Raw genomic sequence first — 15,552 nt, 5'->3', positions numbered from 1 at the left:
CGAGTTCCGCCCCTTGTCGTTTGGCGCGGAGTGCTCACTTTTCAGGGTATAATCGGTGCGTTCAGCCGAATCAGCGTGCCGACCAGCGGCCTTGGCCGCTACATTGGCCGTTCTCTCGAAAGCCCGAAACAGACGCCATGAACCAGTATCACGACCTGCTCGAACGCATCCTCGCCGACGGTGCCGAGAAGCACGACCGCACCGGCACCGGGACGCTGTCGATCTTCGGTCATCAGATGCGTTTCAACCTCGCGGCCGGCTTCCCGATGCTGACCACCAAGCGGCTGCCGCTGAAGGCGATCGTGCACGAGCTGCTGTGGTTCCTCGCCGGCGACACCAACATCAAATATCTCAACGACAACGGCGTCACGATCTGGGACGAATGGGCCGACGCCAACGGCGACCTCGGTCCGGTGTACGGCTCGCAATGGCGGTCGTGGCCCGCGCCGGATGGCCGCAGCATCGATCAGATCGCCGGCGTGGTCGAGATGATCAAGCGCAATCCGGACTCGCGGCGGCTGATCGTCAGCGCCTGGAATCCGGCCGAGGTCGACAAGATGGCGCTGCCGCCGTGCCATTGCCTGTTCCAGTTCTATGTCGCCAACGGCAAATTGTCCTGTCAGCTCTATCAGCGCTCGGGCGACGTCTTCCTCGGCGTGCCCTTCAACATTGCCTCCTATGCGCTGCTCACCATGATGGTCGCGCAGGTGACCGGGCTCAAGCCCGGTGATTTCGTGCACTCGCTCGGCGACGCGCACCTCTACTCGAACCATCTCGAGCAGGCGCGCCTGCAACTGACGCGACCGACGCGGCCGTTGCCGACGATGGCGATCAATCCGGACGTGAAGGATATCTTCGCGTTCCGCTACGAGGACTTCAAACTCGAAGGTTACGACCCGCATCCGCACATCAAGGCCGAGGTGGCGGTATGAGTTGCGGTCCGAGGGATTGAATGTCGCTGACGATCCGCCGCGCGCGGCCCGATGAGGCCGGACTGGTGTTCTCGCTGGTCCGCGAACTTGCCGAATACGAAAAGCTTCTGCATGAGGTTCACGCCAGCGAGGCCGATATCGCCGACGCGCTGTTCGGCGCCGATCCGCGGCTTTATTGCGACATTGCGGAATGGAACGGCGAGCCTGCCGGCTTCGCGGTCTGGTTCGTCAACTTCTCGACCTTCGCCGGCCGTCACGGCATCTATCTCGAAGACCTCTTCGTGCGTCCGGCGCTGCGCGGCGAGGGCATCGGCAAGGCGCTACTCGTGCATCTGGCGAAGCAATGCCTCGCCAATGGCTGGTCGCGCCTGCAATGGGCGGTGCTCGACTGGAACGCGCCGTCGATCGCGTTCTACAAGTCGCTCGGCGCCGAGTTGATGGACGAATGGACGATTTGCCGCGTCTCCGGCGAGGCGCTGTCGACGCTCGCGGAAGGGACGCGCTGATGGAGATCGTGCTCGTCGTAGCGGTCGCCGAGAACGGCGTGATCGGGAGCGACAACGCTATTCCGTGGCGGCTGAAATCCGACCAGCAGCGTTTCAAGGCGATTACGCTGAACAAGCCCGTCGTGATGGGGCGCAAGACCTTTGAGTCCCTGCGCAGGCCGCTGCCGGGCCGCACCAACATCGTGGTGACGCGCGATGCCAACTACCGCGCGGGCGGCGCCATCGTCACGACGTCGTTTGAAAACGCCCGCGCTATTGCGCTTGGTGACGCGCTGCGGCGTTTCGCCACTGAGATTGCAATCATCGGTGGCGCGGAAATCTACGCGCAGTGGATCGGCACCGCCGATCGCCTTGAGATCACCGAGGTCCATGCCCGGCCGGACGGCGACACGCGGTTCGACAAAATCGATGCGCAGCAATGGGACGAGGTGGCGCGTGTGCGAAATCCGGCAGGTCCGGACGACAGTGCCGACTTCTCCTATGTGACATATCGTCGGCGCGGCCGGGGTTAACCAATGTTTGCATTGACAATTATGCCCCGGCGCATAGCTCGTCCGGCCAGGAAGCTTGCGTTGTAAGGGCCCTAGCGGTCCCCTATAACCGGGCCGGACATTCGAGGCCGGGCGTCCCGTCCGGACTTGCCGAGGAGATGTTTGATGCCGTGGAAAAATCAAGGCGGGGGGCCCTGGGGCTCGGGCCCGAAAGGGCCATGGGGCACCGGTCCGCAGTCAGCCGGGCCAAGGCCGCCGGATCTTGAGGATCTGCTGCGGCGCGGCCAGGACCGCCTGCAGCAGTGGCTGCCCGGCGGGCATTTCAGCGGCATGGGCGTCGCGCTGGTGCTGGTCGCCGCGCTGGCGATCTGGTTCGCGACCGGCATCTTCCGCGTGCAGTCCGAAGAGCTCGGCGTCGTGCTGCGCTTCGGCAAATATGTCCGCGATGCGCAGCCGGGCCTGCGCTATCACCTGCCATATCCGATTGAGACAGTGCTGCTGCCCAAGGCGCTGCGCGTCAACACGATCTCGATCGGCATGACCCTGATCGACGATCCTGCTCGCCGCGGCCGCACCATGCGCGACGTGCCGGAAGAGAGCCTGATGCTGACCGGCGACGAGAACATCGTCGACGTCGACTTCACGGTGCTGTGGCGCATCAAGCCGGGTGGGGCCGGCGCCTATCTGTTCAACATCCAGAATCCGGAAGGCACCGTGAAGGCGGTCGCCGAAAGCGCGATGCGTGAGGTGATCGGCCGCTCGCAGATCCAGCCGATCCTGACCGGGGCGCGCAACGTTACCGAGCAGAGCGTCCAGGAGCTGATGCAGAGGACGCTCGATACCTACAACGCGGGCATCCAGATCACGCAGGTGCAGATGCAGAAGGTCGATCCGCCGGCGCAGGTGATCGACGCATTCCGCGACGTGCAGGCGGCACGCGCCGACCTCGAGCGCAAGCAGAACGAGGCACAGACCTACGCCAACCGGATCGTGCCGGAAGCGCGCGGTCGTTCCGCGCAGATCCTGCAGGCCGCCGAAGGCTACAAGGAGCAGGCGGTCGCCGATGCCAAGGGCCAGAGCGCACGCTTCCTGAAAGTCTATGAAGAGTACAAGAAGGCACCCGACGTGACGCGCGAGCGCATCTATCTGGAGACCATGGAAAAAGTGCTCGGCGGCTCCGAGAAGCTGGTTTATGACGGCGGCCCGGGCCAGAACATCGTGCCCTACCTTCCGCTCGGCGAACTGACGCCGCGGCGTCCGGCGGCACCGGCCACGACCGGCCAGCAGCAGGGAGCCACCCGATGAGGTCCCCCGTCACCGGCATTGTGTCCCTGATCATCCTCTTCATTGTGCTCGCCGTCGGCTACAGCTCGGTGTTCACCGTGCAGCAGACCGAGCAGACCATTGTCTTGCGGTTCGGCGAGCCGGTCGACATCGTCACCGAGCCCGGTCTGCACTTCAAGGCGCCGTGGAATTCGGTGATCAACGTCGACAAGCGCATCCTCGATCTGGAGAACCCGTCGCAGGAGGTGATCGCCTCCGACCAGAAGCGGCTCGTGGTCGACGCCTTCGCGCGCTATCGCATCAAGAACGCGTTGCGCTACTACACCAGCGTCGGCTCGATCCAGGCCGCCAATCTGCAGCTGACCACGCTGCTGAACGCGGCGCTGCGCCGCGTGCTCGGCGAGGTCAACTTCATCACCGTGGTGCGTGACGATCGCGAGAAGCTGATGCAGCGGATTCGCGAGCAGCTCGACAGGGAAGCGGACGGATACGGCATCGAGGTCGTCGACGTCCGAATCCGCCGCGCCGACCTGCCGGAGCAGAACAGCCAGGCCGTCTACAACCGGATGAAGACCGAACGCGAGCGCGAGGCGGCCGAGTTCCGTGCCCAGGGCGACCAGAAGGCGCAGGAGATCCGCTCCAGGGCCGACCGCGAAGCGACCGTGATCGTCGCCGAGGCGAACTCGGCCGCGGACCAGACCCGCGGTGCGGGCGATGCCGAGCGCAACCGCCTGTTCGCCGAAGCCTATGGCAAGGACAAGGACTTCTTCGCGTTCTATCGCTCGATGACGGCCTATGAGAACGGCCTGCGATCCAGCGACACGCGTTTCCTGTTGCGGCCGGACTCGGAATTCTTCAGATACTTCGGCGGTGCAAACGGCAGGTTGCCTGAGGCGGCCGCCGCGCCGAAACAGTAACGTCACGACTTGAACATCGGGACTTGGCGGCGATGCGGATGACGCTTCGCCGCCGACCAAAACAACAAGTATCGAGCGGGAGGCTGCCATCCGATGAAGTCCATAGCGTTCGGCGACTTCCTCATCGGGTTGGGAATCCTGTTCGTCCTCGAAGGCATCCTGTTCGCGGCAAGCCCCGCCTGGATGCGCCGGGCGATGAAGAGCGCGCTGGCGACGCCCGACAACATCCTGCGCATCGTCGGTATCGGCTCGGCGGTTGCCGGGCTTGTCCTGATCTGGGTGGTGCGAAGATAGTCGCCGTTCCGGAGCATGCGAAGCATGACCGCCAATGCGCGATTGCGCATCGGGGAACCTCGAGATTCCCCAAGGCGCAATTGCGCCTCTGGGGTTCAGCCCTGTTGGGCTGCCCCGGAATGACGAGCAAGACTGAACATAATCGTGAGCCTCTTGCAGCCGGTTTTTCGCCGAAATGCCGGGCTGAGATGCTTGCGCCGTATGCCCGTTCGGGCGCACTCTGTAACCAGCTCATTTGAACCCGTTTGCCTGGAGAAACTCCGACATGACCGCTGCCAGACCAGCCCTGAGCCGCCGCTTCCGCATGATGGGAGCTGCGATCTCGATCGGTGCTGCGAGCATGCTGAGCTCCGTGCCGGCGTTCGCACGCGGTCCTGAAGGCATCGCCGACATCGCCGAGAAGGTGATCGACGCCGTCGTCAACATCTCGACGTCGCAGACCGTCGAGGCCAAGGACAGGACGATGCCGCAGCTGCCGCCGGGCTCGCCGTTCGAGGAATTCTTCGACGACTTCTTCAAGAACCGCCGCGGGCCGCCTGGCAAGGGCGGCGACAAGAGCGGTGAGTTCCAGCCACGCAAGACCAACTCGCTCGGCTCGGGCTTCATCGTCGACACCGCGGGCATCGTCGTCACCAACAACCACGTCATCGCCGACGCCGACGAGATCAACGTCATCCTCAACGACGGCACCAAGATCAAGGCCGAGCTGGTCGGCGTCGACAAGAAGACCGACCTCGCGGTCCTGAAATTCAAGCCGTCGAAGCCGCTCACCGCGGTCAAGTTCGGCGACAGCGACAAGATCCGGCTCGGCGACTGGGTGGTCGCGATCGGCAACCCGTTCAGCCTCGGCGGCACGGTGACCGCGGGCATCGTCTCGGCCAAGAACCGCGACATCAGCCAGGGCCCGTATGACAGCTACATCCAGACCGACGCCGCCATCAACCGCGGCAATTCCGGCGGTCCGCTGTTCAACCTCGATGGTGAGGTGATTGGCGTTAACACGCTGATCATCTCGCCGACCGGCGGTTCGATCGGCCTCGGCTTCGCGGTGCCGTCGAAGACCGTGGCCGGCGTCGTCGACCAGCTGCAGAAATTCGGCGAGCTGCGCCGGGGCTGGCTCGGCGTGCGCATCCAGCAGGTCACCGACGAGATCGCCGACAGCCTCAACATCAAGCCGGCGCGCGGCGCGCTGGTTGCCGGTGTCGACGACAAGGGGCCGGCCAAGCCGGCGGGCATCGAGCCCGGCGACGTCGTCGTCAAGTTCGACGGCAAGGACGTCAAGGATCCCAAGGATCTGTCGCGCATCGTTGCCGACACCGCGGTCGGCAAGGAAGTCGACGTCGTCGTCATCCACAAGGGCAATGAGGAGACCCGCAAGGTCACGCTCGGCCGGCTCGAGGACAACGAGAAGGTTCAGCAGGTCAACGCCAAGTCGAAGGACGACACCGCCGAGAAGCCGGTGACCCAGAAGGCGCTCGGTCTCGACCTCGCCGCGCTGAGCAAGGACCTGCGCACCAAGTACAAGATCAAGGACAGCGTAAAGGGCGTCGTCGTCACCAGCGTCGACGGCAACTCCGATGCCGCCGAGAAGCGGCTGTCGGCGGGCGATGTCATCGTCGAGGTGGCGCAGGAGGCGGTGTCGAGTGCCGCCGACATCAAGAAGCGCGTCGATCAGCTCAAGAAGGACGGCAAGAAGTCGGTGCTGCTGCTGGTCTCGAACGGCGACGGCGAACTGCGCTTCGTCGCGCTCGGCGTGCAGTAGGAGTGTCGTCCCGGCGAAAGCCGGGACCCATACGCCGCGGCCTCTCTTGTTGAGGAAGTGGGCAAGGGCTTTTCTAGGTAACCGGCATCGGTGGTTATGGGTCCCGGCTCCGTGCGCAAGCGCGCACTCGGCCGGGACGACGCCGAGGATCAATTCTCGACGAACTCATCCCGCCGATAGCCCTGCGCGTACAGCAGCGCGGTGAGATCGCCGTGGTCGATCCGGACCGCGGCCGCGGCCGCGACCGCCGGCTTGGCGTGATAGGCAACGCCGAGGCCCGCAGCCTGGATCATGCCGAGATCGTTGGCGCCGTCGCCCACTACCAGCGTGTCGAGGTCGTCGAGATCGAAGGATTCGGTGAGCTCGATCAGGGTGGCGAGCTTGGTGGCGCGGCCGAGGATCGGTTCGACCACCTCGCCGGTCAACTTGCCGCCTGCGACCTGCAGCTGGTTGGCGCGGTTCTCCTGAAAGCCGACCTTCGCCGCGACGACCTTGGTGAACAAGGTGAAGCCGCCCGAGATCAGGCAGGTATAGGCGCCGTGCGCGCGCATGGTCATGACCAGTTCGCGGCCGCCCGGCGTCAGCGTGATCCGCTTGTCGAGCACCTCGTCGACCACGCCGACCGGGAGGCCCTTGAGCAGCGCCACCCGCTCGCGCAGCGCGGATTCGAACTCGATCTCGCCGCGCATCGCGCGCTCGGTGATCGCGGCGACATGGGCCTTGAGCCCGGCGAAGTCGGCGAGCTCGTCGATGCACTCCTGGCCGATCATGGTGGAATCCATGTCGGCCAGAAAAAGCTTCTTGCGCCGGGCGATGCGAGGCTGCACGACAATGTCGATCGGCAGGTCGCCGCGGGCCTGGCGAAGGCGTTCCTCGATCGCCTTGATACCGTCCCTGCTGCTGTCCTCGCTTTCGAACGGAATGTCGGCGGCGACTTCGTTGAACAGCCACTGCGCCGGGCCGGGTGAGGGCAGCACGGCCCGCGCACCGTCGACGATGGTGGAGTCGAGCGCGGGGCTTGCCGGATTGCAGATCAGCGTGGCAACGAGGGACATGCAGGCGCATTCGGGATTGTTGAACAAGGCAGTGCTTATCGCAGGGCCGACCGCCAGCGGCAAGTCGGCGCTGGCGCTCGAACTCGCGCAGCGGACCGGCGGGGTCGTGATCAACACCGACTCCATGCAGGTCTATCGTGACCTCCGGATCATCACCGCGCGGCCGACCGCAGGCGAAGAGGCGCTGGTTCCGCACCGGCTCTACGGCCATGTCGACGCCGGCGTGAATTTTTCCGCCGGCGGCTGGGTGGCCGATGCGGCGAAGGTGCTCGGCGAGGCGCGTGCGGAGGGACGGCCGCCGATCTTCATCGGCGGCTCCGGCCTCTATTTCAAGGCGCTGACGCGCGGCTTGTCGGCGGTGCCGCCGATCCCGGCTGATGTGCGCGACGACGTGCGCGCACGGCTCGAGCAACGCGGCGTCGAGGCGCTGCATGCCGAGCTTGCCGAGCGCGATCCGGTGTCGGCCGAACGGCTGAAGCCGCGCGACCGCACCCGCATCGCGCGGGCGCTCGAGGTGGTCGAGGCCACCGGCCGCCCGCTGCCGGACTGGCATCGCGAGGGCCTGCCGCCTCTGCTGCCGCCGGGCGATTTTCATGCGCTGTTCCTCGCGCCGGAGCGCGAGACGCTCTATGCACGGATCGACGCCCGGTTCGGTGTCATGCTCGATACCGGCGCGCTCGACGAGGTCGCAGCGCTAGCGGCCCGTGGGCTCGATCCGCTGCTGCCGGCGATGAAGGCCCATGGGGTGCCGGCGCTGATCCGGCACCTGAGGGGAGAGATCAGCCGCGAGGAGGCGGCCGAGATCGGCCGGGCCGACACCCGCCATTACGCGAAGCGCCAGTTCACCTGGTTTCGCCATCAGCTCCCGGAGTTCGACTGGGTCGAGCCGGAAGCTGGCCGGGAATGGCTGGAGAGCCGGGTCCCGTAGCCCGGATGGAGCGCAGCGCAATCCGGGGACCTCGCCGCGGGAGACGTTGGTCCCGGATTTCGCTTCGCTCCATCCGGGCTACGGACCCCGCCGCGTGCTGGCAGCGCACGCCCGTCAGCCATGCGCGTTCGCCTGCGGAAAAACACTCGCCGAACGAGCGGAACCCCGGTAGAGTACGGAAATCGCGAAAGTGCTTGCCTTGCCTTGACATTCAGGCTTTGGCCGCTATGTTCGCGCAACCTTTGGGAAGACTGGGTCGTCTCGTGCGCAACATTATTACCAAACTGCTTATCGCCGTCGTACCCAGGCACACCGCCGGGGATGGCTAGCGGCCATCCAAATTCGGGCGGTGTGCATGGGGCCTCTGGGGCCCCTTTTTATTGCCCGAAGCCGAACTGACGAGAACTGACAAAAGCCGCGCAAAAACAAGCGCATCCGGAGCGAACCATGACCGACAAGAGCCACGATCCCAATCAGATGACCGGCGCCGCGATGATCGTGCGCGCGCTCATCGATCACGGCGTGCAGCATGTCTTCGGCTATCCCGGCGGCGCGGTGCTTCCGATCTACGACGAGATCTTCCAGCAGAGCGAGGTCGAGCACATCCTGGTCCGTCACGAGCAGGGCGCCGGCCATGCCGCCGAAGGCTATGCGCGCTCGACCGGCAAGCCCGGCGTGGTGCTCGTGACGTCGGGCCCCGGCGCCACCAACATGGTGACGCCGCTGACCGACGCGCTGATGGATTCGATCCCGCTGGTCTGCATCACCGGCCAGGTGCCGACCCACCTGATCGGCAACGACGCCTTCCAAGAGTGTGACACCGTCGGCATCACGCGGCCGGCCACCAAGCACAATTGGCTGGTCCGCGACGTCAACGACCTCGCCAGGGTGCTGCATGAGGCCTTCTATGTCGCCACCACCGGCCGGCCCGGCCCGGTCGTGGTCGACGTGCCGAAGGACGTGCAGTTCGCGACCGGCACCTATCATCCGCCGCGCAAGTCGGACGTGCACATCTCCTACACGCCGCGCGTCAAGGGCGACGCGACCCAGATCCGCAAGGCGGTGGCGCTGCTCGCCAACGCAAAGCGTCCGGTGATCTATTCCGGCGGCGGCGTGATCAATTCGGGTCCCGAGGCCTCGAAACTGCTGCGCCAGCTGGTGGAGGCGACCGGCTTCCCGATCACCTCGACCCTGATGGGGCTGGGCGCCTATCCCGCCTCGGGCCCGAACTGGCTCGGCATGCTGGGCATGCACGGCACCTACGAAGCCAACATGACGATGCATGATTGCGACGTCATGCTGTGCGTCGGCGCGCGCTTCGACGACCGCATCACCGGCCGTACCGACGCGTTCTCGCCGGGCTCGAAGAAGATCCACATCGACATCGACCCGTCCTCGATCAACAAGAACATCCGCGTCGACGTGCCGATCATCGGCGACGCCGGCAACGTGCTCGGCGATTTGCTGCAGGTGTTCAAGGCCGAAGCCAAGAAGCCGGACATCAAGTCGTGGTGGCAGCAGATCGCGCAATGGCGCGCGCGCAACTCGCTGTCCTACCGCAAGAACAACGATATCATCCTGCCGCAATACGCGATCCAGCGCCTGTTCGAGCTGACCCGCGGCAAGGACACCTACATCACGACCGAGGTCGGTCAGCACCAGATGTGGGCCGCGCAGTTCTTCGGCTTCGAGGAGCCGCATCGCTGGATGACCTCGGGCGGTCTCGGCACCATGGGCTACGGCCTGCCGGCCGCGGTCGGCGTGCAGGTGGCGCATCCGGACAGCCTGGTGATCGACATCGCCGGCGACGCCTCGGTGCAGATGACGATCCAGGAGATGTCGACGGCGGTCCAGTTCGAGCTGCCGATCAAGATCTTCATCCTGAACAACCAGTACATGGGCATGGTTCGGCAATGGCAGCAGCTGCTGCACGGCAACCGCCTGTCGCACTCGTACTCCGAGGCGCTGCCGGACTTCGTCAAGCTCGCCGACGCCTATGGCTGCGTCGGCCTGCAGGCGACCAAGCCGTCCGATCTCGACGGCGCGATCAAGGAGATGATCTCGATCAAGCGCCCGGTGCTGTTCGACTGCCGCGTCGCCGCGCTGGAGAACTGCTTCCCGATGATCCCGTCGGGCAAGGCGCACAACGAGATGCTGCTGCCGGAAGAGGCGACCGACGAGGCCACCGCGAAGGCCTTCTCCGGTGGCAAGGCGCTGGTGTGATGATGGATCGGCGCGGAGCACTCTCTCTTCACCTCGCCCCGCTTGCGGGGAGAGGTCGGATTGCGCGCGAGCGCAATCCGGGTGAGGGGGAGTCTCCGCGAGTCCGTCTCTCACCGCTTTCTTGGAGGCAGCCCCTCACCCCAACCCTCTCCCCGCGAAGAGCGGGGCGAGGGAGCCTATCGCGCGCTCGGATGGAGGGCGGCTCCCATGTTTGACCTCAACGAGCTCGAGCGCGCGCACCGGATCGTCGTCACAGCGGTGCCGGCGACGCCGGCGCACGCCTGGCCGCTGCTCGCCGAGCGGCTCGGCACCGAGGTCGTGGTCAAGCATGAGAACCACACGCCGACCGGCGCCTTCAAGGTGCGCGGCGGCCTGGTCTATCTCGAACGGCTGAAGCGCGAGCGGCCCGACGTGCCGGGCATCATCTCGGCGACGCGCGGCAATCACGGCCAGAGCCTGGCGTTCGCGGCAGGGCGTCATGGCGTGCCGGCGACGATCTACGTGCCGCGCGGCAACTCGGTCGAGAAGAACCGCGCCATGCACGCGTTCGGGGCCGAGCTCGTCGAGCACGGCGACGACTTCCAGGCCGCGCGGGAGGAGGCCGAGCGTCGCGCCCAATTCGCCGGCCTGCATATGGTGCCGTCGTTCCACCCGGACCTCGTGCTGGGTGTCGCGACCTACGCGCTCGAACTGTTCCGTACCGCGCCCGGTCTCGACATTCTCTATGTGCCGATCGGGCAGGGCTCCGGCATCTGCGGCTGCATCATGGCGCGCGACCTGCTCGGACTGAAGACCGAGATCGTCGGCGTGCAGTCGGCCGAGGCGCCGTCCTACGCTTTGTCGTTTGCGGCCGGAAAGATCGTCACCACCGAGACCAGCAATACCCTTGCCGACGGCATGGCGACGCGGATTCCGGACGCCGATGCGTTCGCGCTGATCCAGAAGGGTGCGTCCCGCATCGTGCAGGTCAGCGACGACGAGGTCGGGCAGGCGATCCGCGCCTACTGGACCGACACCCATAATCTCGCCGAGGGCGCGGGCGCTGCGGCGCTTGCGGCCGCGCTGCAGGAGAAGAGCAGGCTCGCCGGCAAGCGGGTCGGCTTGATCCTGAGCGGTGGCAATATCGATTTCGATCTGTTCCGGACCTGGATCGGAACGGATGCTGCGCCGGCCGTCGAGCGGGCGGTGGCGTGAACAGAATGTAAGGGGACGACCATGAACCAGCCCGCATCCGCCTACTTCCTCGAAGAGCGTCACGATCCCAATGAGACGCATACTTTGTCCGTGCTCGTGCAGAACGAGCCCGGCGTGCTCGCGCGCGTGATCGGCCTGTTCTCCGGCCGCGGCTACAACATCGAGAGTCTCACCGTCTCGGAGACCGAGAGCCAGAAACATCTCTCGCGGATCACGATCGTCACCACCGGCACGCCGATGGTGATCCAGCAGATCAAGCATCAGCTCGACCGCATGATCCCGGTCTACCGCGTCGTCGACATGACGCTGACCGGCAGCTCGATCGAGCGCGAGCTCGCAATGGTCAAGGTGCGGGGGGGTGGCGATCACCGCGTTGAGGCGCTGCGGCTGGCGGACGCATTCCGCGCCCGGGTGATCGACGCCACGACCGAGAGCTTTGTGTTCGAGATCACGGGCAATTCGTCCAAGATCAGTCAGTTCATCGACCTGATGCGTCCGCTGGGTCTGGTCGAGGTGTCACGAACCGGGGTGGCCGCGATCACGCGTGGGCCGGAAGGGATGTGAGTCATGTTGGCGCGCGACTGGTACTACACGCAACGGCGGCAGGTCGGTCTCGATACCGCGGTGGCCTCGATCTATGACGTCAGCGAGGACAGTGATGTCCGTGCCCGCCAGGCGCTGACCATGCTCGGCGTCAAGCCGGGCTGGCGGATCGCCGATATCGGCTGCGGCAACGGCGTGCTGGCCACCGAGGCGGCGCTGATGGGCGCCGAGGTCGATGCCATCGACATCTCGCCGGCAATGATCGGGCTTGCCGAAATCTATGCGCGCGACCGCAAGGCGAAGATCCGGACCCAGCCGGCCGGCCTGTTGTCGTTCGCCTATCAACCGAATTCCTACGACCTCATCGTCAGCGAGTTCACGCTGCACCATCTTCCGGACTTCTGGAAGGCGGTGGCGCTGTCGCGAATCTTCAACGCGTTGAAGCCGGGCGCGAACTTCTACCTGCGCGACATGGTGTTCGTCGGCATGCCCGACGGTGTCGATCGCGATGTCGAAGGATGGGCCGACTTCTCGATCAAGAATCACGGTTTCGAGCGCGAAAGCGTGATCACCCATATGCGCGACGAATACTCGACCTTCGGCTGGGTGATGGAGCGCATGCTGACCGAGACCGGTTTCACGCTGATCTCCGTTGATTACCACGCGCCGCTGCACGGCACCTATCTGCTGCGCAAACCGAAGCCCGACGACCAGATCTAGATCCCGACCGAAACGGAAGCAAAAGAAGAACAACAATGAAGCCGGCCGATGTTGGCATCGCCGTCATGGTCGCGGTGATCTGGGGGCTTGCGTTCGTCGCAAGCCGGATCGCGCTCGATGAGTTCTCGCCGGAGCTGATGACGACGCTGCGCTTCGCCATTGCCGCGCTGCCGTGCCTGTTCCTGCGCAAGCCCGGCGTTTCCTGGCCGCTTCTGATCGCGATCAGCGCCACGCTGTTCCTCGGCCAGTTCCTCGCACAGGCCTTTGCGATCGCGCATGGGGTTCCGGTCGGGCTTTCCAGCGTGATCGTGCAGAGCCAGGCGCTGTTCACCATCGCCTTTGCTGCCTTGGCTTTCGGTGAAATCCCGACGCGGACCCAGGCGATCGGCATCGCGATCGCCGCGCTCGGCCTGCTGATGATCTGCGGGACGGTCGGCTACGACTTCAGCGTCGCCGCGTTTGCGATCATCATGATCTGCCCGATCAGCTTCGCGATCGGCAATCTTCTTCTGCGGCAGGCGAACGGCGCGCCGATGTTCGATCTGTTCGCCTGGCTGTGCCTGTCCGCCGCGGTGCCGCTTGCGGTGCTGACCTTGATCACCAACGGCCCGCAGCCGACCTGGCATGCGCTGACCCATATGTCGCTGACCGGGCTCGTCTGCATGCTCTGCCTCGGCGGCATCTCGACCAGCATCGCCTACTGGCTGTGGGGCCGGCTGCTGCGGGATTATCCGGCGGCGCAGGTGGTGCCGTTCGCGCTGCTGGTGCCGTTCGTCGGCTCCGCCGCCTCCAGCATCGTGTTCGGCGAGACATTCGGGCCGCTGCGGCTGGCCGGCATGGTCACCGTGATCGCCGGCATTGCCGTGATGCTGCTGTCGAAGCGGCCAAAAGCTCTGCCGAAAGTCGCGTGAGGGCACCATGTCGAGTTCGCTGCTGTTCGCCTTTGTCGTGTTTGCCGTCGTGATGTTCTTCACGCCGGGCCCCAACAACATCATGCTGCTGTCGTCGGGGCTGACCTACGGCTTCCGCCGCACGGTGCCCCACATCGCCGGCATCACGGTCGGGTTCGCCTTCATGGTCGGCGCGGTCGGCGTCGGGCTAGGGGCCGTCTTCATCGCCTATCCGGTGCTGCAGACGATCCTGAAATATGGTGGCGTCGCCTACCTGATCTATCTCGCCGCCGTTATCGCCATGGCCGAGCCGCCCTCGGCGGACAAGGACGACAGGGGCGGCCGCGGCCCGATGACGTTCTGGGGCGCCGCCATGTTCCAGTGGATCAATGCCAAGGGCTGGGTGATGGTGATCGGTACCATCACGGCCTATGCGGCGATTGCCGCCTTTCCCTGGAACATCGCGATCCAGGTCGGCCTGAGCCTGATCCTGGGCACGGTGTCTTGCATCGTCTGGGCGCTGTTCGGGACCGCCTTGCGGCCGATCCTGACCTCGCCCCGGGCGATCCGCGCCTTCAATGTGGTGATGGCCATCCTGCTGCTGGCCTCGCTCTACCCGGTCTTCATGGACGCATGATGCCGCACCGCGCCATGCGAGATGAGGGTTTCCCCTGAGGGGGAAAATGCTCTAGACAACGCCGGAAATTCGCGGGCGCCCGGCGGTTCTGACCTTCCGAAAGCCTGATTCATCGGCCGATTTTGGCCCCCTTCAAACGAGGAAACCACGATGCGAGTTTACTACGATCGCGATGCCGACCTGAACCTGATCAAGGGCAAGAAGGTCGCCATCGTCGGCTACGGCAGCCAGGGCCACGCCCATGCGCTGAACCTGAAGGATTCAGGCGTCAAGGAAGTGGCGATTGCGCTGCGCAAGGGTTCGGCCTCGGCCAAGAAGGCCGAGAACGCCGGCTTCAAGGTGATGGAAGTCGCCGAAGCCGCCAAGTGGGCCGACCTCGTGATGATGCTGACCCCGGACGAGTTGCAGGGCGACATCTATCGCGAGCACCTGCACGACAACATGAAGAAGGGCGCGGCGCTCGTGTTCGCCCACGGCCTCAACGTGCACTTCAACCTGCTCGATCCGCGCGCCGACCTCGACGTGCTGATGATCGCGCCGAAGGGCCCCGGCCACACCGTGCGCTCGGAATACCAGCGCGGCGGCGGCGTGCCCTGCCTGATCGCGATCGCCAAGGACTCGTCGGGCAACGCCCATGACCTCGGCCTCAGCTATGCCTCGGCGATCGGCGGCGGCCGCGCCGGCATCATCGAGACCACCTTCAAGGAAGAGTGCGAGACCGACCTGTTCGGCGAGCAGGTGGTGCTCTGCGGCGGCCTGGTCGAGCTGATCAAGGGCGGCTACGAGACGCTGGTCGAGGCCGGCTACGCGCCCGAGATGGCCTATTTCGAGTGCCTGCACGAAGTGAAGCTGATCGTCGACCTGATCTATGAAGGCGGCATCGCCAACATGAACTACTCGATCTCCAACACCGCCGAATACGGCGAGTACGTCACCGGTCCGCGTATCGTCACGGCCGAGACCAAGGCCGAGATGAAGCGCGTGCTCGCCGACATCCAGGGCGGCAAGTTCGCCCGCGACTGGATGCTGGAGAACAAGGTCAACCAGACCTCGTTCAAGGCGACCCGCGCCAAGCTCGCCGCGCATCCGATCGAGGAAGTCGGTGCCAAGCTGCGCGACATGATGCCCTGGATCAAGAAGGGCGCGCTGGTCGACAAGAGCAAGAACTGACAGGCG

The 15,552-nt window shown here is 65.3% G+C and carries 16 protein-coding genes; 15 read left to right on the top strand and 1 reads right to left on the bottom strand.

What is annotated here, in order from left to right:
* Positions 1–137 precede the first annotated feature (137 nt).
* From ACVWYP_RS34530 to ACVWYP_RS34500, 7 genes are all read left to right on the top strand, one after another.
* Complete coding sequence (locus ACVWYP_RS34530; RefSeq protein WP_028332488.1) at positions 138–932, top strand: thymidylate synthase; 795 nt, start codon at positions 138–140, stop codon at positions 930–932.
* Between the two features lie 20 nt (positions 933–952).
* The gene (locus ACVWYP_RS34525) at positions 953–1,438 is read left to right on the top strand and encodes a GNAT family N-acetyltransferase (RefSeq protein WP_304496391.1); all 486 of its coding nucleotides are present in this window, start codon (positions 953–955) and stop codon (positions 1,436–1,438) included.
* Positions 1,438–1,950, top strand: coding sequence for a dihydrofolate reductase (locus ACVWYP_RS34520; protein ID WP_304496390.1), 513 nt, complete (start codon positions 1,438–1,440; stop codon positions 1,948–1,950). Before ACVWYP_RS34525 ends, ACVWYP_RS34520 begins: the two co-directional genes overlap by 1 nt.
* A 144-nt stretch (positions 1,951–2,094) precedes the next feature.
* A complete protein-coding gene (gene hflK / locus ACVWYP_RS34515; protein ID WP_028342342.1) occupies positions 2,095–3,234 on the top strand; it encodes an FtsH protease activity modulator HflK in 1,140 nt (379 codons plus the stop codon).
* Positions 3,231–4,130 (top strand): protease modulator HflC, encoded by a 900-nt coding sequence (gene hflC / locus ACVWYP_RS34510; RefSeq protein WP_028342343.1) that lies wholly within the window; start codon positions 3,231–3,233, stop codon positions 4,128–4,130. The genes hflK and hflC overlap by 4 nt, the downstream gene beginning before the upstream one ends.
* A gap of 93 nt (positions 4,131–4,223) precedes the next feature.
* Positions 4,224–4,424 carry a DUF2065 domain-containing protein gene (locus tag ACVWYP_RS34505; protein WP_028332483.1) on the top strand — a complete coding sequence of 67 codons (201 nt, stop codon included), beginning with the start codon at positions 4,224–4,226 and terminating at the stop codon, positions 4,422–4,424.
* 265 nt (positions 4,425–4,689) lie between these two features.
* Entirely contained in the window at positions 4,690–6,186 is a 1,497-nt protein-coding gene (locus ACVWYP_RS34500; RefSeq protein WP_304496389.1) for a Do family serine endopeptidase, read from the top strand.
* 149 nt (positions 6,187–6,335) lie between these two features.
* Here ACVWYP_RS34500 and serB read toward each other — a convergent pair whose 3' ends face one another.
* Positions 6,336–7,241, bottom strand: a complete 906-nt coding sequence (serB, locus tag ACVWYP_RS34495; protein ID WP_304496388.1) for a phosphoserine phosphatase SerB — start codon at positions 7,239–7,241, stop codon at positions 6,336–6,338.
* On the opposite strand from serB, the gene miaA reads away from it, so the two are divergent.
* From miaA to ilvC, 8 genes are all read left to right on the top strand, one after another.
* A complete protein-coding gene (miaA, locus tag ACVWYP_RS34490; protein ID WP_304500354.1) occupies positions 7,240–8,169 on the top strand; it encodes a tRNA (adenosine(37)-N6)-dimethylallyltransferase MiaA in 930 nt (309 codons plus the stop codon). The two genes, serB and miaA, sit on opposite strands and share 2 nt — an antisense overlap.
* Before the next feature lie 447 nt (positions 8,170–8,616).
* On the top strand, positions 8,617–10,392 hold the full coding sequence (locus ACVWYP_RS34485) for an acetolactate synthase 3 large subunit (protein ID WP_016841059.1): 1,776 nt from the start codon (positions 8,617–8,619) through the stop codon (positions 10,390–10,392).
* Positions 10,393–10,599: 207 nt separating this feature from the next.
* Positions 10,600–11,586, top strand: coding sequence for a threonine dehydratase (locus tag ACVWYP_RS34480; RefSeq protein WP_304496387.1), 987 nt, complete (start codon positions 10,600–10,602; stop codon positions 11,584–11,586).
* Positions 11,587–11,607: 21 nt separating this feature from the next.
* The gene (ilvN, locus tag ACVWYP_RS34475; RefSeq protein ID WP_016841057.1) at positions 11,608–12,150 is read left to right on the top strand and encodes an acetolactate synthase small subunit; all 543 of its coding nucleotides are present in this window, start codon (positions 11,608–11,610) and stop codon (positions 12,148–12,150) included.
* Between the two features lie 3 nt (positions 12,151–12,153).
* Positions 12,154–12,849, top strand: coding sequence for a class I SAM-dependent methyltransferase (locus ACVWYP_RS34470; protein WP_304496386.1), 696 nt, complete (start codon positions 12,154–12,156; stop codon positions 12,847–12,849).
* A gap of 35 nt (positions 12,850–12,884) precedes the next feature.
* On the top strand, positions 12,885–13,760 hold the full coding sequence (locus ACVWYP_RS34465; protein WP_304496385.1) for an EamA family transporter: 876 nt from the start codon (positions 12,885–12,887) through the stop codon (positions 13,758–13,760).
* A gap of 7 nt (positions 13,761–13,767) precedes the next feature.
* Positions 13,768–14,376 carry a LysE family translocator gene (locus ACVWYP_RS34460; RefSeq protein WP_304496384.1) on the top strand — a complete coding sequence of 203 codons (609 nt, stop codon included), beginning with the start codon at positions 13,768–13,770 and terminating at the stop codon, positions 14,374–14,376.
* A gap of 150 nt (positions 14,377–14,526) precedes the next feature.
* The gene (gene ilvC / locus ACVWYP_RS34455; protein ID WP_018272993.1) at positions 14,527–15,546 is read left to right on the top strand and encodes a ketol-acid reductoisomerase; all 1,020 of its coding nucleotides are present in this window, start codon (positions 14,527–14,529) and stop codon (positions 15,544–15,546) included.
* Positions 15,547–15,552: the final 6 nt, after the last annotated feature.

The sequence above is a fragment of the Bradyrhizobium sp. USDA 3262 genome (genome assembly GCF_054060035.1).
This window is presented reverse-complemented; position numbering and strand designations above follow the sequence as displayed.

Bases quoted from the DNA above. Each gene is read 5' to 3' on its own strand.
- ACVWYP_RS34530 (WP_028332488.1), top strand. From the start codon at position 138: ATGAACCAGTATCACGACCTGCTCGAACGCATCCTCGCCGACGGTGCC.
- ACVWYP_RS34525 (WP_304496391.1), top strand. From the start codon at position 953: ATGTCGCTGACGATCCGCCGCGCGCGGCCCGATGAGGCCGGACTGGTG.
- ACVWYP_RS34520 (WP_304496390.1), top strand. From the start codon at position 1,438: ATGGAGATCGTGCTCGTCGTAGCGGTCGCCGAGAACGGCGTGATCGGG.
- hflK (WP_028342342.1), top strand. From the start codon at position 2,095: ATGCCGTGGAAAAATCAAGGCGGGGGGCCCTGGGGCTCGGGCCCGAAA.
- hflC (WP_028342343.1), top strand. From the start codon at position 3,231: ATGAGGTCCCCCGTCACCGGCATTGTGTCCCTGATCATCCTCTTCATT.
- ACVWYP_RS34505 (WP_028332483.1), top strand. From the start codon at position 4,224: ATGAAGTCCATAGCGTTCGGCGACTTCCTCATCGGGTTGGGAATCCTG.
- ACVWYP_RS34500 (WP_304496389.1), top strand. From the start codon at position 4,690: ATGACCGCTGCCAGACCAGCCCTGAGCCGCCGCTTCCGCATGATGGGA.
- miaA (WP_304500354.1), top strand. From the start codon at position 7,240: ATGCAGGCGCATTCGGGATTGTTGAACAAGGCAGTGCTTATCGCAGGG.
- serB (WP_304496388.1), bottom strand. From the start codon at position 7,241: ATGTCCCTCGTTGCCACGCTGATCTGCAATCCGGCAAGCCCCGCGCTC.
- ACVWYP_RS34485 (WP_016841059.1), top strand. From the start codon at position 8,617: ATGACCGACAAGAGCCACGATCCCAATCAGATGACCGGCGCCGCGATG.
- ACVWYP_RS34480 (WP_304496387.1), top strand. From the start codon at position 10,600: ATGTTTGACCTCAACGAGCTCGAGCGCGCGCACCGGATCGTCGTCACA.
- ilvN (WP_016841057.1), top strand. From the start codon at position 11,608: ATGAACCAGCCCGCATCCGCCTACTTCCTCGAAGAGCGTCACGATCCC.
- ACVWYP_RS34470 (WP_304496386.1), top strand. From the start codon at position 12,154: ATGTTGGCGCGCGACTGGTACTACACGCAACGGCGGCAGGTCGGTCTC.
- ACVWYP_RS34465 (WP_304496385.1), top strand. From the start codon at position 12,885: ATGAAGCCGGCCGATGTTGGCATCGCCGTCATGGTCGCGGTGATCTGG.
- ACVWYP_RS34460 (WP_304496384.1), top strand. From the start codon at position 13,768: ATGTCGAGTTCGCTGCTGTTCGCCTTTGTCGTGTTTGCCGTCGTGATG.
- ilvC (WP_018272993.1), top strand. From the start codon at position 14,527: ATGCGAGTTTACTACGATCGCGATGCCGACCTGAACCTGATCAAGGGC.